The sequence below is a fragment of the Pseudomonas sp. A1230 genome (genome assembly GCF_044218825.1).
GTDB classification, from domain to species: Bacteria; Pseudomonadota; Gammaproteobacteria; order Pseudomonadales; family Pseudomonadaceae; genus Aquipseudomonas; species Aquipseudomonas iridis.
Window position 1 is genome coordinate 3,272,453 of sequence record NZ_CP162582.1, and the last position, 19,306, is coordinate 3,291,758.

Consider the following 19,306-nt stretch of genomic DNA (forward strand, 5'->3'; position numbering starts at 1 on the left):
CGCTGAACAACAAGGCTCCCGAAACGGGGGCCTTTTTGTTGCCCGCCATTCAATGCATCACATCAAACCCTGTGGGAGCTGGCTTGCCAGCGATGGGGCCGTGTCAGACAACATCCTGGCAGCCTGAACCACCGCAATCGCTGGCAAGCCAGCTCCCACAGGGATTGTGTAAATCCTCAAGCAGCGCGTTCATCCCCGGGGCTGCGCTCAAAGTAGCGCTTATATTCACGACTGAACTGCGAAGTACTCTGATACCCCACCCGATGCGCCACCTGCGCCACACCCAATCCCTCAGCCACCAATAAAGTCTGCGCCTTGAGCAGCCGCAAGCGTTTCAAATACTGGACCGGCGACAACAACGTGCTGCGCTTGAAATGCTCATGAAAGGTCGACACGCTCATGTTCGCGCAACTGGCCAATATCTCGACATTCAACGGTTCGGTGTAATGCGCGTGCAAATGACTGATCGACGCCGCCACCCGGGCGAACTGCCCCTGCTGCTCAACCAGCGCGCGCAACACATCGGCCTGCGGTCCGCGCAACGCGACAAACAGCAATTCGCGAATGCGCGCCGGCCCCAGAATCTGACACTCCAGCGGATCGTGCAGACAACGGAGCAACCGTTCGACACAGCCGCGCATGTCATCGTCGAGCACCACCGACGTCATCGACTCCGGTGTCTGCGCCGGAATATGCCGCCCCGGCGCCAGCCCCATCGCCAGCACCAGCTCGCCGAGCAAAACCCGGTCGATCGCCACCGACACACCCAGCAGCGGCGCATCCGGCAAGGCAAAGGTTTCACACTCGAAAGGCACCGGCAGCGCCTGAATCAGATAATGCCCGGCGCCATATTCCATGGTGCGCGGCCCGAGAAACGCCAGTTTGCTGCCCTGGGCGATGATCATCAGACTCGGTTCATAGATGTGCGGGCCACGGGCAACATCGCAACTGGCGCGCAGCACCTGCACGCCCGGCAGCCCGGTCGGGGAATAACCGTCGCGCAGTGCCAGCGGTTCAATCAGCGAAACCAGGGTGGCATTGGCATCAAGGTGACGAGTTAATTGCATCGAGGTTCTTCAGAAAAAAGTAACGGAAAAAGGCATGAAAGCATCATCGCAGATCCCTTTGCCAATGCGACTGAACAAACCCGCATGCCGGAGGATTAGGCATGAGACCCGGAGGAATCGCCATGGCCGGACAGTCGCGCGGCGCCCAAAATGCGCCGCCTCACTTGTCACTGCTTTTGCGAGGTTTCACATGTATACCGCTATCGGCTACGCCGCCCAATCGGCCACCACGCCCCTCGCCCCGATGAAATTCGAACGCCGCAGCCCTCGCGTCGACGACGTCGCCATCGAAATTCTCTACTGCGGCGTCTGCCACTCCGACATCCACCAGGCACGCAACGAATGGGGCATCGCTGTTTACCCGTTGATGCCCGGCCACGAGATCGTCGGAAAAGTCACCGCAATCGGTGCGAATGTCACCAATCACAAAGTAGGCGATCTGGTCGGCGTTGGCTGCATGGTCGACTCCTGCCGCAGTTGCGAAGCCTGCCAGTCGAACCTCGAGCAGTATTGCCTCGAAGGCCCGACCATGACGTACGCCACCCCGGACCGGGTCGACGGCAGCAACACCATGGGCGGCTACTCCGACAGCATCGTCGTCAGCGAGCACTTCGTCGTCCGCATCCCGGAAAAACTCGCCCTGGCCAGCGCCGCGCCAATTCTCTGCGCCGGCATTACCACTTACTCGCCGCTCAAGCATTACGGCGTCAAGGCTGGCGACAAGGTCGGGATTCTCGGCATGGGTGGCCTGGGCCACATGGGCATCAAGTTTGCCAAGGCGATGGGCGCGGAAGTAACCCTGTTCACCCGTTCGGCGAGCAAAGCTGAAGAAGGTCGTCGTCAGGGCGCCGATCATGTGATCGTCTCCACCGACGCCGAGCAGATGAAGGCTGCCGCGGGTTACTTCGACTTCCTGCTGGACACCATTCCGGTGCAGCACGACCTCAACCCGTACCTCGATACCCTGCGCTTTGACGGCGTGCACATTTTGGTCGGCCTTATCGAGCCGGTTGATCCACCGGTACACGCCGGCAAACTGGTAATGAGCCGCCGCATACTTGCCGGCTCGTTGATCGGTGGCATTGCCGAAACCCAGGAAGTGCTGGATTTCTGCGCCGAGCACAACATCACCTGCGACATCGAAATGCTCGACATCCGCCAGATCAACGAGGCTTACGCCCGCATGATCGCCGGCGACGTGAAGTACCGTTTCGTGATCGACATGGCAACGCTCAAGGTTTAATCACACCTTTAAACCCAGCTCCGCCGATAGCCGGGCTGTGACCCCTTTGATCAGGGGAATCAGCTCGGCCATTTTCTCCAGCGGCATATAGGGCACGGTGCTGGCGATGCTGATTGCCGCCACAATGCCTTTGCTCGCATCCCGAATCGGCGCCGCCACACAGCGGATCGACGGTTCGTTGTCTTCCAGATCGAACGCGTAGCCACCGGCCACGTAATCGGTCATGCGTTGTTCAAGCTGTTCCCACGACTGCTGGGGATGCTGCGGCCAGAACTGACTTTTCCCACCCGCCGGCAGGCTGATGTCGTACAGACGCTGCCAATCCTGCGGCGAATCATCGAGCATCAACGCCTTGCCGATCCCGGTGCGTGCCAGCGGCATACGATGGCCTACCCGCGAACGCATTTCCGGTCCGTTGCGCCCGGGGTTCTTCAGCAGATACAGCACTTCATCGCCTTCACGAATCCCCAGGTGAACGGTGTCCCCGGTCAGTGCCGACAACTCATCCAGATAAGGTCCGGCCAGGCTCACCAGCGGCAATTCTTCACGCGCCTGAAAGCCCAGCTCGATCAGCTTCGGTCCCAGCAGATAACCGACTTGCGGCACCACGCGCAGGTAGCGCTCATCCACCAGACAACTGGCCAGCCGATGGGTGGTGCTGCGCGTGGTGCCGATCAGCCGGGCAATCTCCTTGAGATCACGCGCGCCGCTGGCCACGGCCTGCACCACACCCAGCCCGCGAAGCAGCGTCTGGGTGCCGGTGGGTGCGGCGTCCTTGATTTTTTCCGGGGCGTCTTCCTGCATATCCAGCCTTTACCGTTGAGCGAGGGAACGGGCGGCATTATGGTCGCCCGACGCTAAGCACTACAACTCGATACGTTCAACCTTGCCCACCAGCAGTACGTAGGACAATGCACCGATCAATGCCAGAACCGCGATATAGGTGATCGCCGGGGCGAACGAATCCCCGCTGGCGAGGAAACCGATCACGATCGGCGTTGCAATCGCCGACAGGTTGCCGATGAAGTTGAACACTCCACCGGTCAAGCCGAGCAGGCGTGCCGGCGCCAGTGTCGACACCAGCGACCAGGTGATCGAGGCCAGTCCATTGCCGAAAAACGCCAGCGCCAGAAAGGCAATCACCAGCGGCGTCGACTCGACGAAGTTGGCGCCGATGATCGAAGTGGAAATCAGCAGTCCGCCAATGATCGGCAACTTGCGCGCAAAACCAATGGTGTAACCGCGACGAATCAAGAAGTCGGAAAAGAACCCCGAGCACAACACGCCTACGAACGCGGCGAGAAACGGCAACGAGGCCAGCAAGCCAGACTTGATGAAGTCCATGCCGCGATATTTCACCAGGTAGGTCGGGAACCACGTCAGGAAAAACCACAGTGTCGAGTTCAGGCAGAACTGGCCGAGGTAGATGCCCCACAATTTGCGTTTAGTGAGAACAATGCCGAGATCGGTCCAGCTGAATTTGGCTTTGACCTTGGCGCTGTCGGCCTGGATATCCACCAGCCCGCCGCCCTCGCGGATCAGCTCGATTTCTGCATCGTTGGCACCTTTGAAATCCCGTGGCTCGCGATACACCGCGTACCAGATTGCAGCCCAGATAATGCCCACCGCACCTGTCGCGACAAACACCATGTGCCAGCCGAATTCGTGTTGCAGCCACGCGAGAACCGGCGTGAGGAAGGCCAGACCCACGAACTGCCCGGACGTGTAAAAACCAATCGCCGTGGCGCGTTCACGCTCGGGAAACCATGTTGTCACCACGCGACTGTTGATTGGATAGGCCGGGGCTTCCAGCGCGCCGACTGCCATGCGCAGGACGAACAGCGCGATGAAACTGGCGGCGAAACCAAGCATCACGGTGGCGATCGACCACAACAGCAACGCGACGCTGTAAAGAATGCGTGGCGGCACGCGATCCACCAGCCAGCCACCGGGGATTTGCATCGCAGCGTAGGTCCAGCCGAATGCGGAGAAGATCAGGCCAACGTGAATCGGATCGATGCCCAGCTCGCTGGTCAGGGCCGGGGCGGCAATCGACAGGTTGCTGCGGTCGAGGTAGTTGATGACCACGGTGATAAACAGCAACACCATGATGAAAAAACGCTTTCGGCTAGGCGCGACTAAAGACGCCTGCCCGCTGAGGGTTTGCGGTTGCATGAGAGATGCCTCTTCTTATGTTTATTTGAGGACAGTCTTAAGACTTGCACGGGACCCTGTGGGAGCTGGCTTGCCAGCGATTGCGGTGTGTCTGTCACATCAGTGTTGGACGTGCCGCCGTCATCGCTGGCAAGCCAGCTCCCACAGGGATTAGTGGTGTGTCAGGCTGGACTCACCACTCGGCAAAACTGCCATCGGCATGGCGCCAGATCGGGTTGCGCCAGCGGTGACCGACGGCCGCGCGTTCGATCACATATTCCTCGTTGATCTCGATACCCAACCCCGGCCCGTTCGGAATCTTCACAAAGCCTTTGTCGTAATCGAACACCTGCGGATCTTTTACATAGTCGAGCAAATCGTTGCTCTCGTTGTAATGAATGCCCAGGCTTTGCTCCTGGATAAACGCGTTGTAGCAAACCGCATCCAGTTGCAGACACGCCGCCAGCGCAATCGGTCCCAGCGGGCAATGCAGCGCCAACGCCACGTCATAGGCTTCGGCCATGTTGGCGATCTTGCGGGTTTCGGTAATGCCGCCGGCGTGGGAGGCGTCCGGCTGGATGATGTCGACGTAGCCTTCGCTCAGTACGCGTTTAAAGTCCCAACGCGAGAACAGGCGCTCGCCCAGTGCAATTGGCGTGCTGGTCAGCGGTGCCAGTTCTTTCAGCGCTTCGTAGTTCTCGCTGAGCACCGGCTCTTCGATGAACATCAGTTTGTAGGGGTCGAGTTCCTTCATCAGCACCTTGGCCATCGGCTTGTGCACCCGACCATGGAAGTCGACACCGATGCCGACGTTCGGCCCGACCGCATCACGCACGGCGGCGACGTTGGCCAGGGCGAGATCGACTTTTTCGAAGGTATCGAGAAACTGCAGCTCTTCCGTGCCGTTCATTTTTACTGCGGTGAAACCACGGCTCACGGCCTCTTTCGCTGCACGCGCCGTGTCAGCCGGACGGTCGCCGCCTATCCACGAATACACGCGAATCTTGTCGCGCACCTGACCACCGAGCAGATCGCTGACCGACACACCAAGGGCCTTGCCCTTGATGTCCCATAGCGCTTGATCGATACCGGCCAGCGCACTCATGTGGATCGCGCCGCCACGGTAGAAGCCGCCGCGATACAACACCGTCCAGATGTCCTCGATGTTGCGTGGGTCTTTGCCGATCAGGTAGTCGGACAATTCCTCAACAGCCGCCGCCACCGTGTGTGCGCGACCTTCAACCACAGGCTCGCCCCAACCGGTCACGCCTTCGTCGGTTTCGATCTTGAGGAAGCACCAGCGCGGCGGAACGATGAAGGTGGTGAGTTTGGTGATTTTCATCTTGTTGTCTCTCTTGTAGAGGTAGCGCTCGCAGCGCCAAAAAGTCTTAGCGAAGGGCTTTCCAGGCAGCCACATAGGCCTTGGCATTCGCCGCTACTTGCTCAACGCTCATCCCCGGTTTGAACAGCCCCGAGCCGAGACCGAAACCCTTGACGCCAGCGTCGATGAACACCTGCATGTTGTCCGGGGTGATGCCACCGACCGGCGCCAGAATCGTCCCGCTGGGCAACACCGCCAGCCAGGCCTTGACGACCGCCGGCCCCATCTGCTCGGCCGGAAACAGCTTGAGAATGTCCGCGCCCTCCTCCAGCGCCGCGAAGGCTTCGGTCGGCGTGGCAACGCCTGGCGACAGGTAAAGCCCCGCCGCTTTTGCCGCACGCAAGACCTTGGCATCGCTGTGGGGCATGACGATGACCTGGCCGCCGGCCTCCTTCACCAACTCGACCTGTTCCGGGGTCAACACCGTACCGGCACCGATCAGGCAATCGGGTGGCAAGGCCTTACGCAGGATGGCGATACTTTCGTACGGCGAAGGGGAATTGAGCGGTACTTCGATGACGCGAAATCCGGCCGCATACAGGACTTCTCCCACAGCAGCAGCTTCCTGCGGATGCAGGCCACGCAGAATCGCGATCAGACCGTTTTGCGCCAATGCTTGCTTGAGCATGTCAGGCCTCCAGTCGGGGTTAACGGGATGAGGAATCGATCAGTCCGGCGGCCAGCGCCAGTTGCCACAGGCCACGCTCGGTGGCCTGCTCGGCCAGCGTCACGTTGGCGAACCCACAGGCGTCGAGGGCACGGCTATAACGTGTGCACAGTTGCGCATTGCCGATGAGGATGATCGAGGGAAGATTTGGATTGTCACGGCGACGGCGCTGAGCGGCGGCAAGTGCCGCCAGTTCATGGCCAATCATCAGGCCGGACAAGTAATCCGCTTGCGCCGTCGGACTGAGCTCGCCGGTCAGACCCAGGGTGCGGGCACTGAACAATGTAGAGAGCACGCCGAGCTCACCGTCCGCCGACAGCGCAACCTGCACACCGCGGTCAAATGCCTGGCCATCGAAAGCGGCGCCTTGCTGTTGGGTGCGGCCAAGAATGCTGTGTTCGCTGAGCACCGCGAACACTTCGCCGGTCATGAAGGTGTCGAAATGGGTGATGCAGCCATCGACCACTTCGACCCATTTCGAGTGACTGCCCGGCAGGCCGATCAACAGATCACCGCCCGCCTCGACCGGGAGGTTCTGCAGAACGCCCAGCACTTGGGTCTCTTCGCCGCGCATCACGTTCGGCAGACGGGAACGCTGAATCACGCCCGGCACGATATGCACTCGCGCGCCGCGAAGACTGATAACTGTTTGTAGGGAGTTTCCGAGATTGGCGACGTTCGCCGGCGTGTCGCAGTAGGCGGCTTCGCGCCAGCCTTGCGCGCTGCCGACCATGCCGCAAGCGATCACCGGCAGATCCGGCTGCGCATCGAGCCAGTCGCCACAGGCCTCATCAAAGGCCAGTTCAAAACCGTCGGCACATTCGCGACCGTTGATGACTAGCGGGGTCTTCGGCAGTTGCATGATCCCGGACGACAGCGAGCGCTGCTCCAGCACCACACCGCCCGCCGCGAGTTTGTAAGCACGTAATGAGGTCGTCCCCCAATCGAGCGCGATCAATTGCGCCAGCATCGCTTCACCTGTTTTGTTTTTGGCAGTGAGTGCGACGGACTATAGACCTCTCAAGCTGAAAATCTCAATATGTAATTTTGCATCTCACATTATGGGATTATCGGGCGTGGAAAAATTCCTGCGGCGATCCCCCAAAATGCCTGCCCTCGATGATGAAAGACAAGCGCTTGGTAGGCTATTGAGCAGGTCCAGATTTCAGTAAATCCGCGCTAGGAATATGCATGATCTTGGAGAAGTAAGTCTTATAGGTAGTGGAGTGCACTCTAAACACGCACGAAATAGTGTCTCTGGCACTCAAGAACGGAGCCAATGTTTCGCCCTTGAGACGTCTTTCTTCACCCTTACCATCCACCGACTCGTCAAAAATAACATCTGCACGATAGAGCAGCGAATCAGCGGAAAGCCTTTCTACAAACCCAAACCCGGATTGTTTTATTTGATGCGACTGAGAAAAATCCAAATCATCTGTTAATGAACATACAAGCCCCTGCCCAATAGACGATTTAAACAAGCCAACAAGCTCTACATCCGAAAAAAAGTAAACTTGATAAATCCCAGTACTGCGAAGCCTCTCAGTCTTTGTGTATTCCAGATTAGCGACAGGCCGGCCATGATTCAAGGAACAGGCAGAGGTTATTAATATCAAAACCAACAGACTTAGCACTCTCACAAGACGTTACCCCTTGGTTCGCTTCAAAATGGATTCCTTTAAAATCTGACGAGCAGACTTTCCACCGGGCAACGCCCGAGCGAACATGAAATTGGCATCTGCGTGATTGATATCAAGGCGCCCCATAACATTCGGTCCCTCGGTAACTTCCCATTGTTCGCCAAAGTCTGCCACGAGGTCTGATACGTTCCAATCGACGGCCGCCGCCCTGATATTGACCCAAAACTCCGCTTTTGGCTTTGGAATTTGCCTGTATATTTTCGAAATACCGTAAACAATTTTGCCGTGGCCTACAGGATCTAAGGTAATCAACATTTTCACTTTAAACCCACGATCAGTCAAAACAGCTGAGAGATGAGCGCCATTCCAGCCACCCAGGCTATGACCGATAATATAAACAGCCGTATTACAATTCGAAATCTTCCTGATTACATTCTTCTCCAAATCCTCTTCACTCATAAACGCGTTATAGCCAAGAGGCAACGTAGTACAAAACTCCTTAATCTCAAGTGCTTCAATATCCGTATCGACCATTTTGCGAACGTAATCAACATTGTGGTTCGGGCCATCAACATAATACCTTTCCTGATCCCCAGCACCGCCAACAAGAAAAACCATTACATCTCGCATTGCTACCGCCACTTGTTTGACCGACTGATCGGTTTTACAAGTAAGCGTATGGGTCACGGGTTCTTTCTTTGCCACTGGCGCCGCGGGTGCATCTGCGGTAGCAATTCCATCTGCCATGTTCGTCACTCCACAAACAATTTAATAGTTTCAGCCAAGTGCGAACTGACGGTATGGGTAAACCCGAAAGCATCTGTTATACCTGGCTCCTCGCTGCCGTCACCGCGCTGAATGGTATATGGGTGGTAGGGCACAGGCTCTCCATCTGCTTCATTTACAACTTGCAACCTGTCCGTAAAATGCACCGGCATCGGCAACAGCCCACTAAACGCCGCCCCTCCGCCACTCTGTCCAATACTCACCGTCCCCGAACCACCGACCACGACATTGCCGTGTCCTCCGGTGCTGTCGAGCGTTGCGGCGTTCAGGCCATTGATGAAAACGGTGCCGGAGACAGCGCCGGTGATCGGGCTGCCGCAGGCCGATTTATCAGTCATGCGCGCAGCGGCGAGGCCGTCGAAGAAGACGTCGGGCGAGCCGGAAACAATAGGGTTGGTGCCATGGCCTGGCAATGGGCATGCGGTCGGGTCGGTGACGCGGGCGGCGGGTTTTCCACTCAATTCAAAGCTCCTTGCTTCAGAGATTCCGGGTGTGGCTGGTAGATGTCGACTTCGGTCGCGGCGAAGCGCCAGCGATTGTCGACGGGGTCGAACAGTGCGTGGCTGTGCTCGCGGGTGTCGGGGGATATGCGGTTTGCAGGTGCTGCCAGGCTTCGTCGACATGCCAGGTGAGTTCAGCGGGTGTGGCGTCATCGAGTTCATTGAGCCAAGCGTTGTAGTTTCGCAGGCGATTCAGCTCGTAGGTACTTTGCAGCAACTCAGCCATTTGCGTGCCGAGGTCCAAATGATGTTCGGCCGTCCACTGGCCGATCTCGGAGTAGACGTACCACCCCATCGGCATCAATGCGCCATCCTTGAGCAGCGAATGCCCCGCCGGAGCGACGAAACCGCAACTGATGTGCAGCGTTAACCAGCCTTGGTGCGCGTCGATGAACGTCTTCGGTTCGAAGTTGCGCAACGGGATTACGCGATAGTCGTGAAGGCCTGCGCTGCGAGTCATGAGTTCGGCATCCAGTCGCGAGACAAATGCGCGGATGGCTTTGCCGCCCAGGCGATTGACCATGCAGAGAATGTCTACCGGTTGGCGCTGGGGGTTGTCGGAAAAGCCCGAGTTTTTCACCAGGCCATACAAACGTATTGACGCACGTAGTCCGCTCATCGCCCGCCACTCATTGACGCAGCGAAGGCTCCACGGGCGTGGAGAGTTTTTGCCAGAGGCATTGCAGGTGTCGTCCGTGAGCGCGCAAAAATGCGCGCGTAGAATGCCGGACTAGAGCCTTGGCGACAATCGAATAAACACTAAATAGCCATCATCGTTCACTGGCCTTCGGCGAACTCGCGCAACACCTTGCCGTCCATGCGATAGCGCACCCATTCTTCCTGCGGTTGCGCGCCGAGGGATTTGTAGAATTCGATGGCTGGGGTGTTCCAGTCCAGTACGCTCCACTCGAAGCGTCCGCAGTCATTGGCGCAGGCGATTTTCGCCAGTTGCCGCAGCAGGGTTTTGCCCGCGCCGCCGCCGCGTTGTTCCGGGGTGATGTAGAGGTCTTCGAGGTACAGGCAGTTGCTGCCGAGCCAGGTCGAATAGCTGAAGAAGAACACCGCGAAACCGATTGGCAGGCCGTCGCGCAGACAGATCAGACCGTGGGCGGTCGCGCCTTCGCCGAACAGGCTGCGCTCAATGTCGGCAACGCTGGCGATGACTTCGTGGCGAGCCTTTTCGAAATCCGCGAGTTCAGTGATGAAGGCGAGGATTTGGGGTGCATCGCTGGGAGTCGCCGGGCGGATCTCGATCGTCATGGACGGGCCTTGTCGGGGGAAGAAAACGCCATAGTAAAACGCGTTGAAGCGCTCTTCATATGGCAACAACGCATTATCCTGCTCGATGTGGCAAAACACCGCCGTTCCTGTGGGAGCGAGCCTGCTCGCGAATGCATTATTTCAGCCGCCTTCAATGTGACTGACAGTATGCTTTCGCGAGCAGGCTCGTTCCCACAGGCTCTGCATTCGCTTAAAAGGATGTTTATGAATAACTACGCCTTCGCACCACTGCCAGCGCTTGCGGCAGAACTGCTGCCCCATGCTCTGGAGCCCTCGGATGACGGCGCGCACGACCTCGCACACCTGCAACGTGTCTGGCACAACGTGCGCACTTTGCAAGCCGAAGAAGGTGGCGATCTGGAAGTGCTGCTCGCCGCCGTGCTGCTTCACGATTGCGTAGCCGTCGAAAAGAACTCGCCATTGCGCTCGCAAGCTTCACGTCTGGCAGCGGAAAAAGCGTCGGCGGTGCTGACGGAGTTGAACTGGGCCGACGCTAAAATCGACGCCGTCGCCCACGCCATCCAAGCCCATAGTTTTTCCGCCAAGATCACTCCGCTCACCCTCGAAGCGAAACTCGTCCAGGACGCCGATCGTCTCGACTCGCTGGGCATGCTCGGCGTCGCTCGCACGTTCTATGTTGCCGGACGCATGGGGGCGGCGCTCTACGACCCGCAAGATCCGGAAGCGAGGGAGCGCGACTACAACGACACACGTTTTTGCCTCGACCACTTCCAGACCAAACTGCTGCACCTAGCCGACGGTTTCCAGACCGTCGCCGGCCAGCGCCTGGCGCAGATTCGCCATCAGCGTCTGAAGGGTTTCATGGATCAGTTCAAAGAAGAGATCGGCATCGTCTGAAGTATTACTCCGGCCTGCCGCGATCCTGACTTCGCCAACCTCGCACCTAATCCCTGACCTTGGCGTGGTAAACAGAGGCTGTTCACTTTCTCGGGTCAAGGAACCGCGTCATGTCGCAAGCAACACCTCAAGTGTCGAGCAAGTTGTTCGGCCTGTTCTGCCTCGCCAGTTATCTGCTGTCGCTGTCCTACGGCTCGACGTTTTTGCTGGCGCTGTTGATCGGTTCTCGCGGTGGCAATGAACACGATGCGGGCAGCGTGATTTCTGCGGCGATGCTCAGTACGTTTGTCGCGGTGCTGGTGTCTGGGCATTTGTCGGATCTGCTGGGGGCGGCGCGTTCGATTGCCTTGTTTGGTCTGCTGCTTGTTGCGGCGAGCCTGGGCTTTGCGATGACGCCGGGGTTTGGTCATCTCTTGCTGTTTTTCGGCTTGCTGCTCGGCCTGGGCTGGGGTGTGTTTTACACGTTGGGGCCGATTATTGTGGCGAGTCTGGTGACCCCGGCGCAGCGGGCGAAGTACTTTGCCTTGCTGTCCGGCAGCATGATGACTGGGATTGGCAGCGGCCCATTGCTCGGGCGTGCGGCCAGTGCGCTGGAGTTACCGGTGACCTCGGCGTTTTATCTGGCAGCGCTGGCGAGCCTGATCGGCGTGTTGATGTTCTGGCGTCTCGGCTCGCGACTGAAAAGCACCCAAGCCACAACAGCCGCAAGCATCACTTGGTCAACGTCGGCGCAGGTGCTCGGTTCCCGCGCAGTCTTCGCGATCATCATGGTCGGTCTCGGTGGCTGCGTATTCGGCGGTTTGTCGAGTTTCCAGACCAGTTACGCCGCCGCCCATTCGCTGGATTATTCGCTGTTCTTTCTCGGCTTCATGAGCGCGGCAATCAGCAGTCGCCTGTTGATCGCAGGGTTTGTGGTCAAGCGTGATCCGTTGCGGGCGTCATGTCTGTTGTCCGGTTTGATGCTCGGCTCGATTGTGCTGTTCGCCTTCGGCGTGCACAGCGCTTTCAGTTATCTGCTGGCGGCGGCCATGCTCGGTGTCGGATACGGCCTGACATATTCGGTGATCAACGGATTGGCGGCCAACGAAGCGCCAATCGGTACCACTTCGCAGGCCTTGTTGCTGTTCAGCCTGGCGTACTTCATCGGCGTGTTCGGCTTTCCGCTGCTGGCCGGAAAAATCATCGTCGAACACGGAATGACGGCGCTGCTGTACACCGTATTGGCTGTGGCGCTGATCAACTGGCTGATTACCATCGGCCGCTTGCTCTGGCGACGACTCAACGTCAGAACCGCGCCAGCGATCTAGACCGTTCGTCGCTCATCAGGCACCAATCGACGACGAGGGCAGACCAACAAAGGGTATGGATTCCAATCACTGGAGAAGCCCTATGATCCCGTCAAGGTTGACCGCTTTCGTATTCAGCGCCCTGCTCTGCCCCACGGTGTTCGCCGCCACCGCTGCGGGCACCGGCCCTACCGATCCGACCCCACCCCGAGCCCCAGTCATCAACAGTGCCCCCGGCATGAACACCGATGGCTCTGGCGTGCCATTGATCAACCAGCCACCTGCCACCGGTACTGACCCGCGCACGCAAGGCAGTGATCCCGGTCGTCAAGGTGGCATGAACACCCCCGACGCTCCCGCCACGCCAGACAACGCGGGCCCGGGCGTCGGTTCGAAAACCACCACCGGTGGCTCCGGTTCCGAAGGATCCGGCCAGTAGTTCGCCGACGCGAGCGACCCTATTCACACCCATGAAGAGGTAACCATGAACGTCGATAAAAACCTGGAAAAAGAAGTCCTCACCCGCCTGCTGCACGCCCACCCGAGTGGACTGGGCAAGGAGGTGCTGGACAACTACCGGGGCGAAAAAGTCGTCGCCAGCGCCCTCGCCTCATTGCAGGACCGCGGTTTGATTCACCATGGCCATATCACCTGCAACGAGGCCGGTGAACACTCGCTGAATTTGCCGATCAAGCTCAGTGCTGCCGGGGTTGAAGCAGCGCGCAAACTGGATATGCAGTAGTACTGCGGCCGCTCGCTGCCGATGCGGTGAGCGGCCGCTTGAAATTTATGGTGGGGCTGACGGCCTCATCGCTGGCAAGCCAGCTCCCACAGTTTTTCTGGTGGGAGCAACATTTGTGCACACCTCCGATCTCTGTGGAAGCTGGCTTGCCAGCGATAAAGGTAGATCAGCCGCCGCTGGACTCACGGATCAGCGCATCCACTTCAGCAGTCCCCGGCGCTGTCGCCGGCCCCCAGCGTGTCACCGCCAATGCCGCCGCCGCGTTCGCTCGCTGCGCCGCTTCATACGCAGTCAAACCCTGCGCCAAGCCCGCAACAAACACCCCGGCATGCGCATCACCGGCACCATTGCTGTCCACCGCTTTGACGGCAAACCCCGGCACATGCCGACGCTCGTCACGTTGATGAATCCAGCAACCCTGCGGCCCATCGCGCACCACCATCAATACGTCTCGCGGCAGATGCTCAGCCAGACAATCCAGCGCAACACCGATGTCTTCAGCACCGGTAAAACGCAACGCCTCGACACTGTTGCTGGTCCACACATCAATGCGTGGCAACAGCGCCTGCATCAGCGGTGAATCCGGCGATTCCACCAACGGACCCGGATCGAACACCACGTGAATCGTGGCGGGCAATGCCAACGTCCAGTCAAGCAGAGCTTGCGCCTTGCCCTCGTGCAGCAGGCTGTAACCGCTGAGATAAACATAGTCCCCGGCCTCAAAAGCCACGCTGTTCAAATCATCGACGGTCACCTCGCCCTCGGCACCGATGTAGGAAATGAAACTGCGCTCGGCCGACGCATCGGTCAGTGCCACACACAAACCCGTGTCGCGCTGCGCAGGCTGGCTGATACCGATGTGAATCCCCTCGGCCTGCATCGCCTGCCGCGCCAGATCGCCGAAACGCCCGGTGCCATGACGACCGAGGTAAACCACCGGCAGGCCATTGCGCACCGCTGCCGCCATCACGTTGAAACCGCCGCCAGCCTCGAAACCGGCGGACTGCGCCAGTACGTCGCCGCCAATCTGCGGCAGTTTATCCACGGCCATGACCAGGTCGATGATGACCTGGCCGGTGTGCAACATCTTAGGCATGAGCATTCTCGACTGGTGCGGCACGGCGATCTTTTGCCCCGCCGAGGAGGAAATAGATGCCACCGGCCACCACGAACGTCACGATCCAGCCGAGGCCGTTGTGGCCCAGCCACGAGTCGGACAGGAAACCTTTGAACCAGACATTCTCAGCGGTGGTGCCGATGGTGGTGAAGCTGAAACCGAGCACGATGGCAATCGCCCACGCCCCGAATGCGCGCCACTCGATACCGCCGTGATACCAATAGGCACTGCTTGGGCTGACGTCGAGCAGATCTTGCGGGCTGTAGTAATGACGATGAATCAAGTCGATCACGAAGATCCCGACCCACGCGGTGATCGGCACCGCCAGCAGGGAAATGAAGGTAATGAACGGGCCGTAGAAACTGTCGGCGATCAGCATGAAGTAGATCGAACCGGCGAAGATCGCAACGATATCGACCACCACGGCGTAGACGCGCTTGACCTTGAGGCCGAGCGTCAATGTGGTCAAACCGGCGGAGTACACCGACAGGTTGTTCGACAGCAGCAGACCACCGAACGCCGTGATCAGGTACGGCACGGCCATCCAGGTCGGCAGCATGTCGCGGATCGCCACGATCGGGTCAGTCGCCGAGGCGAGATCGTTGTTACCCACCGACAGCAGGCCGCCGAGGGTAATCAGCAGCACCAGTGGGATACCCGCACCGAACGCTGCGGAAGCGACCAGACGCACGGCTTTGACGCTGCGATGCTGATAGCGCGACATGTCAGCGCCCGCGTTGGCCCAACCGATACCGGTGCCGGCCGCCATGGTACCGATGCCGATGATCATTGCGCTGACCGGCGCCGGTGTGGCGTTGAACACCGCGCTCCAGTCGATGGTGGCGCAGAGGAAGCCGCCGACCAGAATGTTCAGCGCGCCGAAGACATACGTCGCCCACTTCTGGATCACCAGCAAAGTCGCATGGCCGAGGCCGGAGACCGCCAGGGTCAGCAGCACGAAAATCGCAATGAAGAGCAGCGTCAGCACGGGTGCGCTTTTCGCCTCAACCGGTGAGCCGAACAGGATCGAGCACAGCGACAGCAGGACGAATGCAGCGGTGGTGGTGTTGACGGTTTCCCAGCCCAGACGCGAGATCAGCGAGACCAGTGTCGGGCCGATATTGCCACGCACGCCGAAGATCGCCCGCGACAAGGTCAGGCTTGGCGCGCGGCCACGGCGGCCGGCAATCGAGATGATCCCGACCACCGCGAACGAACCGGCGGCACCGATGATCGCGACGATGATTGCCTGCCAGATCGCCAGACCGCGAAACGCGACCAGCGTGGCACCCAGCGGCAGGCCGAGAATGGAAATGTTGGCGGCGAACCAGACCCAGAACAGTTGCAGCGGATGACCGTTGCACTCGGCTTCCGGCACCGGCTCGATGCCACGGGTTTCCAGCTGCCCGGCGCTCTGCCCGGCGTTCGATGAACTCATGAAAATGCTCCTGTTTGCCTTTTTTGTGGTTGTGGCAATGATGCGAAACAACAAGACATCGCGGCCGTCCTCGGCCTGTCTTTGCGATCCATTGCGGGTGAATATTCGATTATGCGGTGCGCCTATCGCTGGCAAGCCAGCTCCCACAGGTACAGAGTGAACCTTAAGGTGTGCACTTGCTCTGTGGGAGCTGGCTTGCCAGCGATGGCGTCAGTTCAATCAGCGCAAGGCCAATAGCCCCTGCACCAACGGCTCAAGCTGCAGATGATTGACGGCTTTCACCGTATTGATCATCTCGGTCGGCCAACACTCAAGACCCAGGCAGGCCCCAAGCATGGCGCCGAGAATCGCGGCGATGGTATCGGTGTCGCCACCCAGGCTCGCCGCCATGCACAACGCATCGAACGCGCTCATTTCACCGATGGCCACCTGCTGCGCCAGGGCGAACGAGACCACCACCGATTCCTGCGACGCCACGGAAGTGCCGATCACGTCGTAGAGCAGATCGGCGAGCAATGCCTTGTCGCTGTCGACGCTGATGCTGCGCGCCCAACTGATGCGCGAAGCGATGCGCCCACCGGCCACCCAGTGACCGTGTTCTTGCGCTTGTTGCGCGATTTGTTGGCCGAGGTTGAGCGCCTCGCCCAGGTCCATGCCATTGATCCCCGCCGAGACCACCGCCGCTACCGCCGCCGCGCTGGAAATCCCCAGAGTGGTGTTGTGCGTGACCTGACAGGCCTGCACCACTGCGGCGATAAACCGCTGAGGATCCGCAACGTCCGCCGCGATCCCGACGGGGGTAATACGCATGGCCGCGCCGTTGGTGGTGCCGTAGCGCCCGGCTTCTTGCGGCGAATGACCGGCGAGGATCATTTCGATGGCGCGCTTGGTCGAAGGGCCCAGCAGGTCCTGCGAGCCTTTGGCCTGCATCTGCGCTTCCCACTCGATCAGCCGTTGCGCAAGGATGGCGGGGTCGATATGGCCCTTGCCTTCGACCAGCAACTCGCCAACCAGAATCGCCTGTTCGGTGTCGTCGGTAATCGACCCTTTGGGCATGTTCGCAGCGATGGGTTGCAGCGGACCGGCGTCTTGCAGATCGGTAATCTGGCCGAAACGTGTCTTGATGGTTTCGCGGTTCAGCGATTGCGTTGGCATGCCCAGCGCATCACCGAGGGCCAGGCCATAAAACGCACCGAGGGCACGGTTAAGCGGGGTCACTTCGATTCTCCAAATTGCAGATGCAGACGGAAATGCACCGGGTCGAGCAGGCTTTCAACCTGCTCCATGAAACGGTTCTGCCGGTCGTAGGTGGTGCGCAGGGCTTTGAGAAATACCGTGCCTGGCGGACGGCCGAGCAATTCGGCGTCTTCGGCATTCAAGGGTTCGGCGCCGAGCCACTGATCGCCGCGCTCGCCGATGTAGCCGTAGGCGGCCAGGGTGATGGTCAGGGAATTGTCGATCAGGCCGACACGCGGCAGGCTTTCCAGGCCGCCGTTGGCCGGCATCAGAGAGCGTTCGAGGGACACCAATGTGCCGTCGTTGGAGCGGCGACGGCGCTCGAGCAGAATGAATTGATCGGAGCCGAACACAGCCGAAAGATCGGTCCGGGTCACGGCTTCGAGGCGTAATACTTCGGTGTTGATCAACGCACCAGTGTCTGCCAGTGCCTGAGCCCAGCCGCTGCGTTGGTCGAGGACCACACCGTCAAAGGTGACGATGGAACCGACCCCGCTTTGCGTGGCGATGTATTTACGCCGCTTCAGTTCGGCCAGCGCTTCGCGCAACGTGCCACGGCTGACGTTGAATTCTTGAGCCAACTGATGCTCGCCGGGCAACAGAAAGCCGTCCTCCATGAGACCGCTTTCGATGCGCCGGACGAGCTCGTCGACCACCCGTTGTTTCTTGTCGAATCGTACCTGTCTAATCATGTACAAATTGATAACCGAAACGGGCGTGGGTGGGCAAGGGAAATTTAAGGAAGATGACGGAAGTCCGGAGATCAAAAGCCCCTCCCCCTAGCCCTCTCCCGGAGGGAGAGGGGACTGAATGCAGGATGCTCAGGAGGAGCACCGACCTCAAAGTGCTTTGCCGAATCTACAATCAACTCGGTCGGCGCCCTCTCCCGTCGGGAGAGGGCTGGGCGGGCGGCGCTCCGACGAGGGGCGCCTGATCTTAGCGTTGCTTGAGGCGGTCAATAACCACAGCCAACAGCAAAATCGAACCGCGAATCACGTACTGATAAAACGTATCAATGTTCTTCAGGTTCATCGCATTCTCAATGATTGCCAGAATCAACACCCCGGCAATCACATGCCGAATCATGCCGATCCCGCCACTCAGCGACACCCCGCCCAGCACACACGCGGAAATCACTGTCAGCTCGAAACCCTGACCAATCATCGGCTGCCCGGAGGTCATGCGCGACGCCAGAATCACACCGGCCAGCGCACCGATCACACCGTGCACGGCGAAGATGATGATCTTGGTGCGATCTACATTGACCCCCGCCAGCAACGCCGCTTCCTGGTTGCCACCGATGGCCATGGTGTTGCGCCCGTAGGTGGTGTAATTCAGCAGCCAGCCGAAAAACAGAAAGCAGACGATGGTGATCAGGATCGGCACCGGTACGCCGAACAACTGGCCGTTGCCGAACACGAAAAACGACTCCTGCGACACGCCCACCGCTTTGCCGTTGGCAAAAATGTAGGCCAGGCCACGCACGATCTGCATGGTCGCAAGCGTCGTGATCAGAGCATTGACGCGTAACTTGGCGATCACGATCCCGTTGATCAGCCCGACGATCAAGCCCATCACCAGCGCCGCTCCGACGCCAAGGAATACGCTGTCGGTGTCGCGCATCACCACCGCCGCCACCACCCCGGCGCAGGCAATCACCGAGCCCACCGACAAGTCGAAGTGCCCCGACGCCAGGCAATACAACATGGTGCAGGCAGCAATGCCGGTGGTGGAAATCGCCAGGCCCAACCCGCGCATGTTCAGCGGCGAGAGGAAGTTGTCGATCAGCAAAGTACAGGCGACAAAAATGCCCACCGCCGCCAACAGCATGACCCAGTCATCGAGGAAGCGGCGCATGTCCAAAGGTTTGCGCTCTTTCGGCAGGGTTTCGTTTTGGGTTGTCATCATAG

The 19,306-nt window shown here is 59.3% G+C and carries 20 protein-coding genes; 5 read left to right on the forward strand and 15 right to left on the reverse strand.

From position 1 onward, the window contains the following. Positions 1-176: 176 nt before the first annotated feature. Positions 177-1,067 (reverse strand): AraC family transcriptional regulator N-terminal domain-containing protein, encoded by an 891-nt coding sequence (locus AB4P97_RS15320; RefSeq protein WP_395601291.1) that lies wholly within the window; start codon positions 1,065-1,067, stop codon positions 177-179. Positions 1,068-1,257: 190 nt separating this feature from the next. On the opposite strand from AB4P97_RS15320, the gene AB4P97_RS15325 reads away from it, so the two are divergent. Beyond that, complete coding sequence (locus AB4P97_RS15325) at positions 1,258-2,310, forward strand: NAD(P)-dependent alcohol dehydrogenase (protein WP_395601292.1); 1,053 nt, start codon at positions 1,258-1,260, stop codon at positions 2,308-2,310. Here the strand turns inward: AB4P97_RS15325 and AB4P97_RS15330 are convergent, their stop codons facing one another. From AB4P97_RS15330 to AB4P97_RS15370, 9 genes are all read right to left on the reverse strand, one after another. Continuing rightward, positions 2,311-3,114: an IclR family transcriptional regulator gene (locus tag AB4P97_RS15330; protein WP_042560403.1), complete on the reverse strand. Its 804-nt coding sequence runs from the start codon at positions 3,112-3,114 to the stop codon at positions 2,311-2,313. A 60-nt stretch (positions 3,115-3,174) separates the two neighbouring features. Next, entirely contained in the window at positions 3,175-4,485 is a 1,311-nt protein-coding gene (locus AB4P97_RS15335) for an MFS transporter (RefSeq protein WP_395601293.1), read from the reverse strand. Positions 4,486-4,657: 172 nt separating this feature from the next. Continuing rightward, the gene (dgoD, locus tag AB4P97_RS15340) at positions 4,658-5,806 is read right to left on the reverse strand and encodes a galactonate dehydratase (RefSeq protein WP_042560405.1); all 1,149 of its coding nucleotides are present in this window, start codon (positions 5,804-5,806) and stop codon (positions 4,658-4,660) included. A gap of 46 nt (positions 5,807-5,852) precedes the next feature. Further along, entirely contained in the window at positions 5,853-6,473 is a 621-nt protein-coding gene (locus tag AB4P97_RS15345; RefSeq protein WP_210704456.1) for a 2-dehydro-3-deoxy-6-phosphogalactonate aldolase, read from the reverse strand. Positions 6,474-6,492: 19 nt separating this feature from the next. Further along, entirely contained in the window at positions 6,493-7,482 is a 990-nt protein-coding gene (locus AB4P97_RS15350) for a 2-dehydro-3-deoxygalactonokinase (RefSeq protein WP_395601294.1), read from the reverse strand. Positions 7,483-8,158: 676 nt separating this feature from the next. Then, complete coding sequence (locus AB4P97_RS15355) at positions 8,159-8,899, reverse strand: alpha/beta hydrolase (protein WP_395601295.1); 741 nt, start codon at positions 8,897-8,899, stop codon at positions 8,159-8,161. Positions 8,900-8,904: 5 nt separating this feature from the next. Further along, a complete protein-coding gene (locus AB4P97_RS15360) occupies positions 8,905-9,399 on the reverse strand; it encodes a PAAR domain-containing protein (RefSeq protein WP_395601296.1) in 495 nt (164 codons plus the stop codon). A gap of 16 nt (positions 9,400-9,415) precedes the next feature. After that, the gene (locus tag AB4P97_RS15365) at positions 9,416-10,057 is read right to left on the reverse strand and encodes a hypothetical protein (RefSeq protein ID WP_395601297.1); all 642 of its coding nucleotides are present in this window, start codon (positions 10,055-10,057) and stop codon (positions 9,416-9,418) included. Positions 10,058-10,215: 158 nt separating this feature from the next. Next, positions 10,216-10,698, reverse strand: a complete 483-nt coding sequence (locus tag AB4P97_RS15370; protein WP_042562173.1) for a GNAT family N-acetyltransferase — start codon at positions 10,696-10,698, stop codon at positions 10,216-10,218. Positions 10,699-10,923: 225 nt separating this feature from the next. Here AB4P97_RS15370 and AB4P97_RS15375 point away from each other — a divergent pair, with 225 nt between their 5' ends. From AB4P97_RS15375 to AB4P97_RS15390, 4 genes are all read left to right on the forward strand, one after another. After that, positions 10,924-11,577 (forward strand): HD domain-containing protein, encoded by a 654-nt coding sequence (locus AB4P97_RS15375; protein ID WP_395601298.1) that lies wholly within the window; start codon positions 10,924-10,926, stop codon positions 11,575-11,577. Between the two features lie 110 nt (positions 11,578-11,687). Beyond that, positions 11,688-12,884, forward strand: a complete 1,197-nt coding sequence (locus AB4P97_RS15380; RefSeq protein WP_395601299.1) for an MFS transporter — start codon at positions 11,688-11,690, stop codon at positions 12,882-12,884. Between the two features lie 82 nt (positions 12,885-12,966). Beyond that, positions 12,967-13,302 (forward strand): hypothetical protein, encoded by a 336-nt coding sequence (locus tag AB4P97_RS15385; RefSeq protein WP_047302557.1) that lies wholly within the window; start codon positions 12,967-12,969, stop codon positions 13,300-13,302. Between the two features lie 45 nt (positions 13,303-13,347). After that, entirely contained in the window at positions 13,348-13,605 is a 258-nt protein-coding gene (locus AB4P97_RS15390; RefSeq protein ID WP_042560413.1) for a hypothetical protein, read from the forward strand. Positions 13,606-13,771: 166 nt separating this feature from the next. Here AB4P97_RS15390 and AB4P97_RS15395 read toward each other — a convergent pair whose 3' ends face one another. The 5 genes from AB4P97_RS15395 to araH all read right to left on the reverse strand — a co-directional run bounded on the left by AB4P97_RS15395 (position 13,772) and on the right by araH (position 19,301). Beyond that, a complete protein-coding gene (locus AB4P97_RS15395; protein ID WP_395601300.1) occupies positions 13,772-14,701 on the reverse strand; it encodes a PfkB family carbohydrate kinase in 930 nt (309 codons plus the stop codon). Further along, positions 14,694-16,160, reverse strand: coding sequence for a cytosine permease (locus AB4P97_RS15400; protein WP_042560416.1), 1,467 nt, complete (start codon positions 16,158-16,160; stop codon positions 14,694-14,696). Before AB4P97_RS15400 ends, AB4P97_RS15395 begins: the two co-directional genes overlap by 8 nt. A 219-nt stretch (positions 16,161-16,379) precedes the next feature. Next, positions 16,380-17,378: an ADP-ribosylglycohydrolase family protein gene (locus AB4P97_RS15405; protein ID WP_042560417.1), complete on the reverse strand. Its 999-nt coding sequence runs from the start codon at positions 17,376-17,378 to the stop codon at positions 16,380-16,382. Continuing rightward, positions 17,375-18,088, reverse strand: coding sequence for a GntR family transcriptional regulator (locus tag AB4P97_RS15410; protein WP_042560418.1), 714 nt, complete (start codon positions 18,086-18,088; stop codon positions 17,375-17,377). The genes AB4P97_RS15405 and AB4P97_RS15410 overlap by 4 nt, the downstream gene beginning before the upstream one ends. Before the next feature lie 244 nt (positions 18,089-18,332). Beyond that, entirely contained in the window at positions 18,333-19,301 is a 969-nt protein-coding gene (gene araH / locus AB4P97_RS15415) for an L-arabinose ABC transporter permease AraH (RefSeq protein ID WP_042562174.1), read from the reverse strand. Between the last annotated feature and the right edge of the window lie 5 nt (positions 19,302-19,306).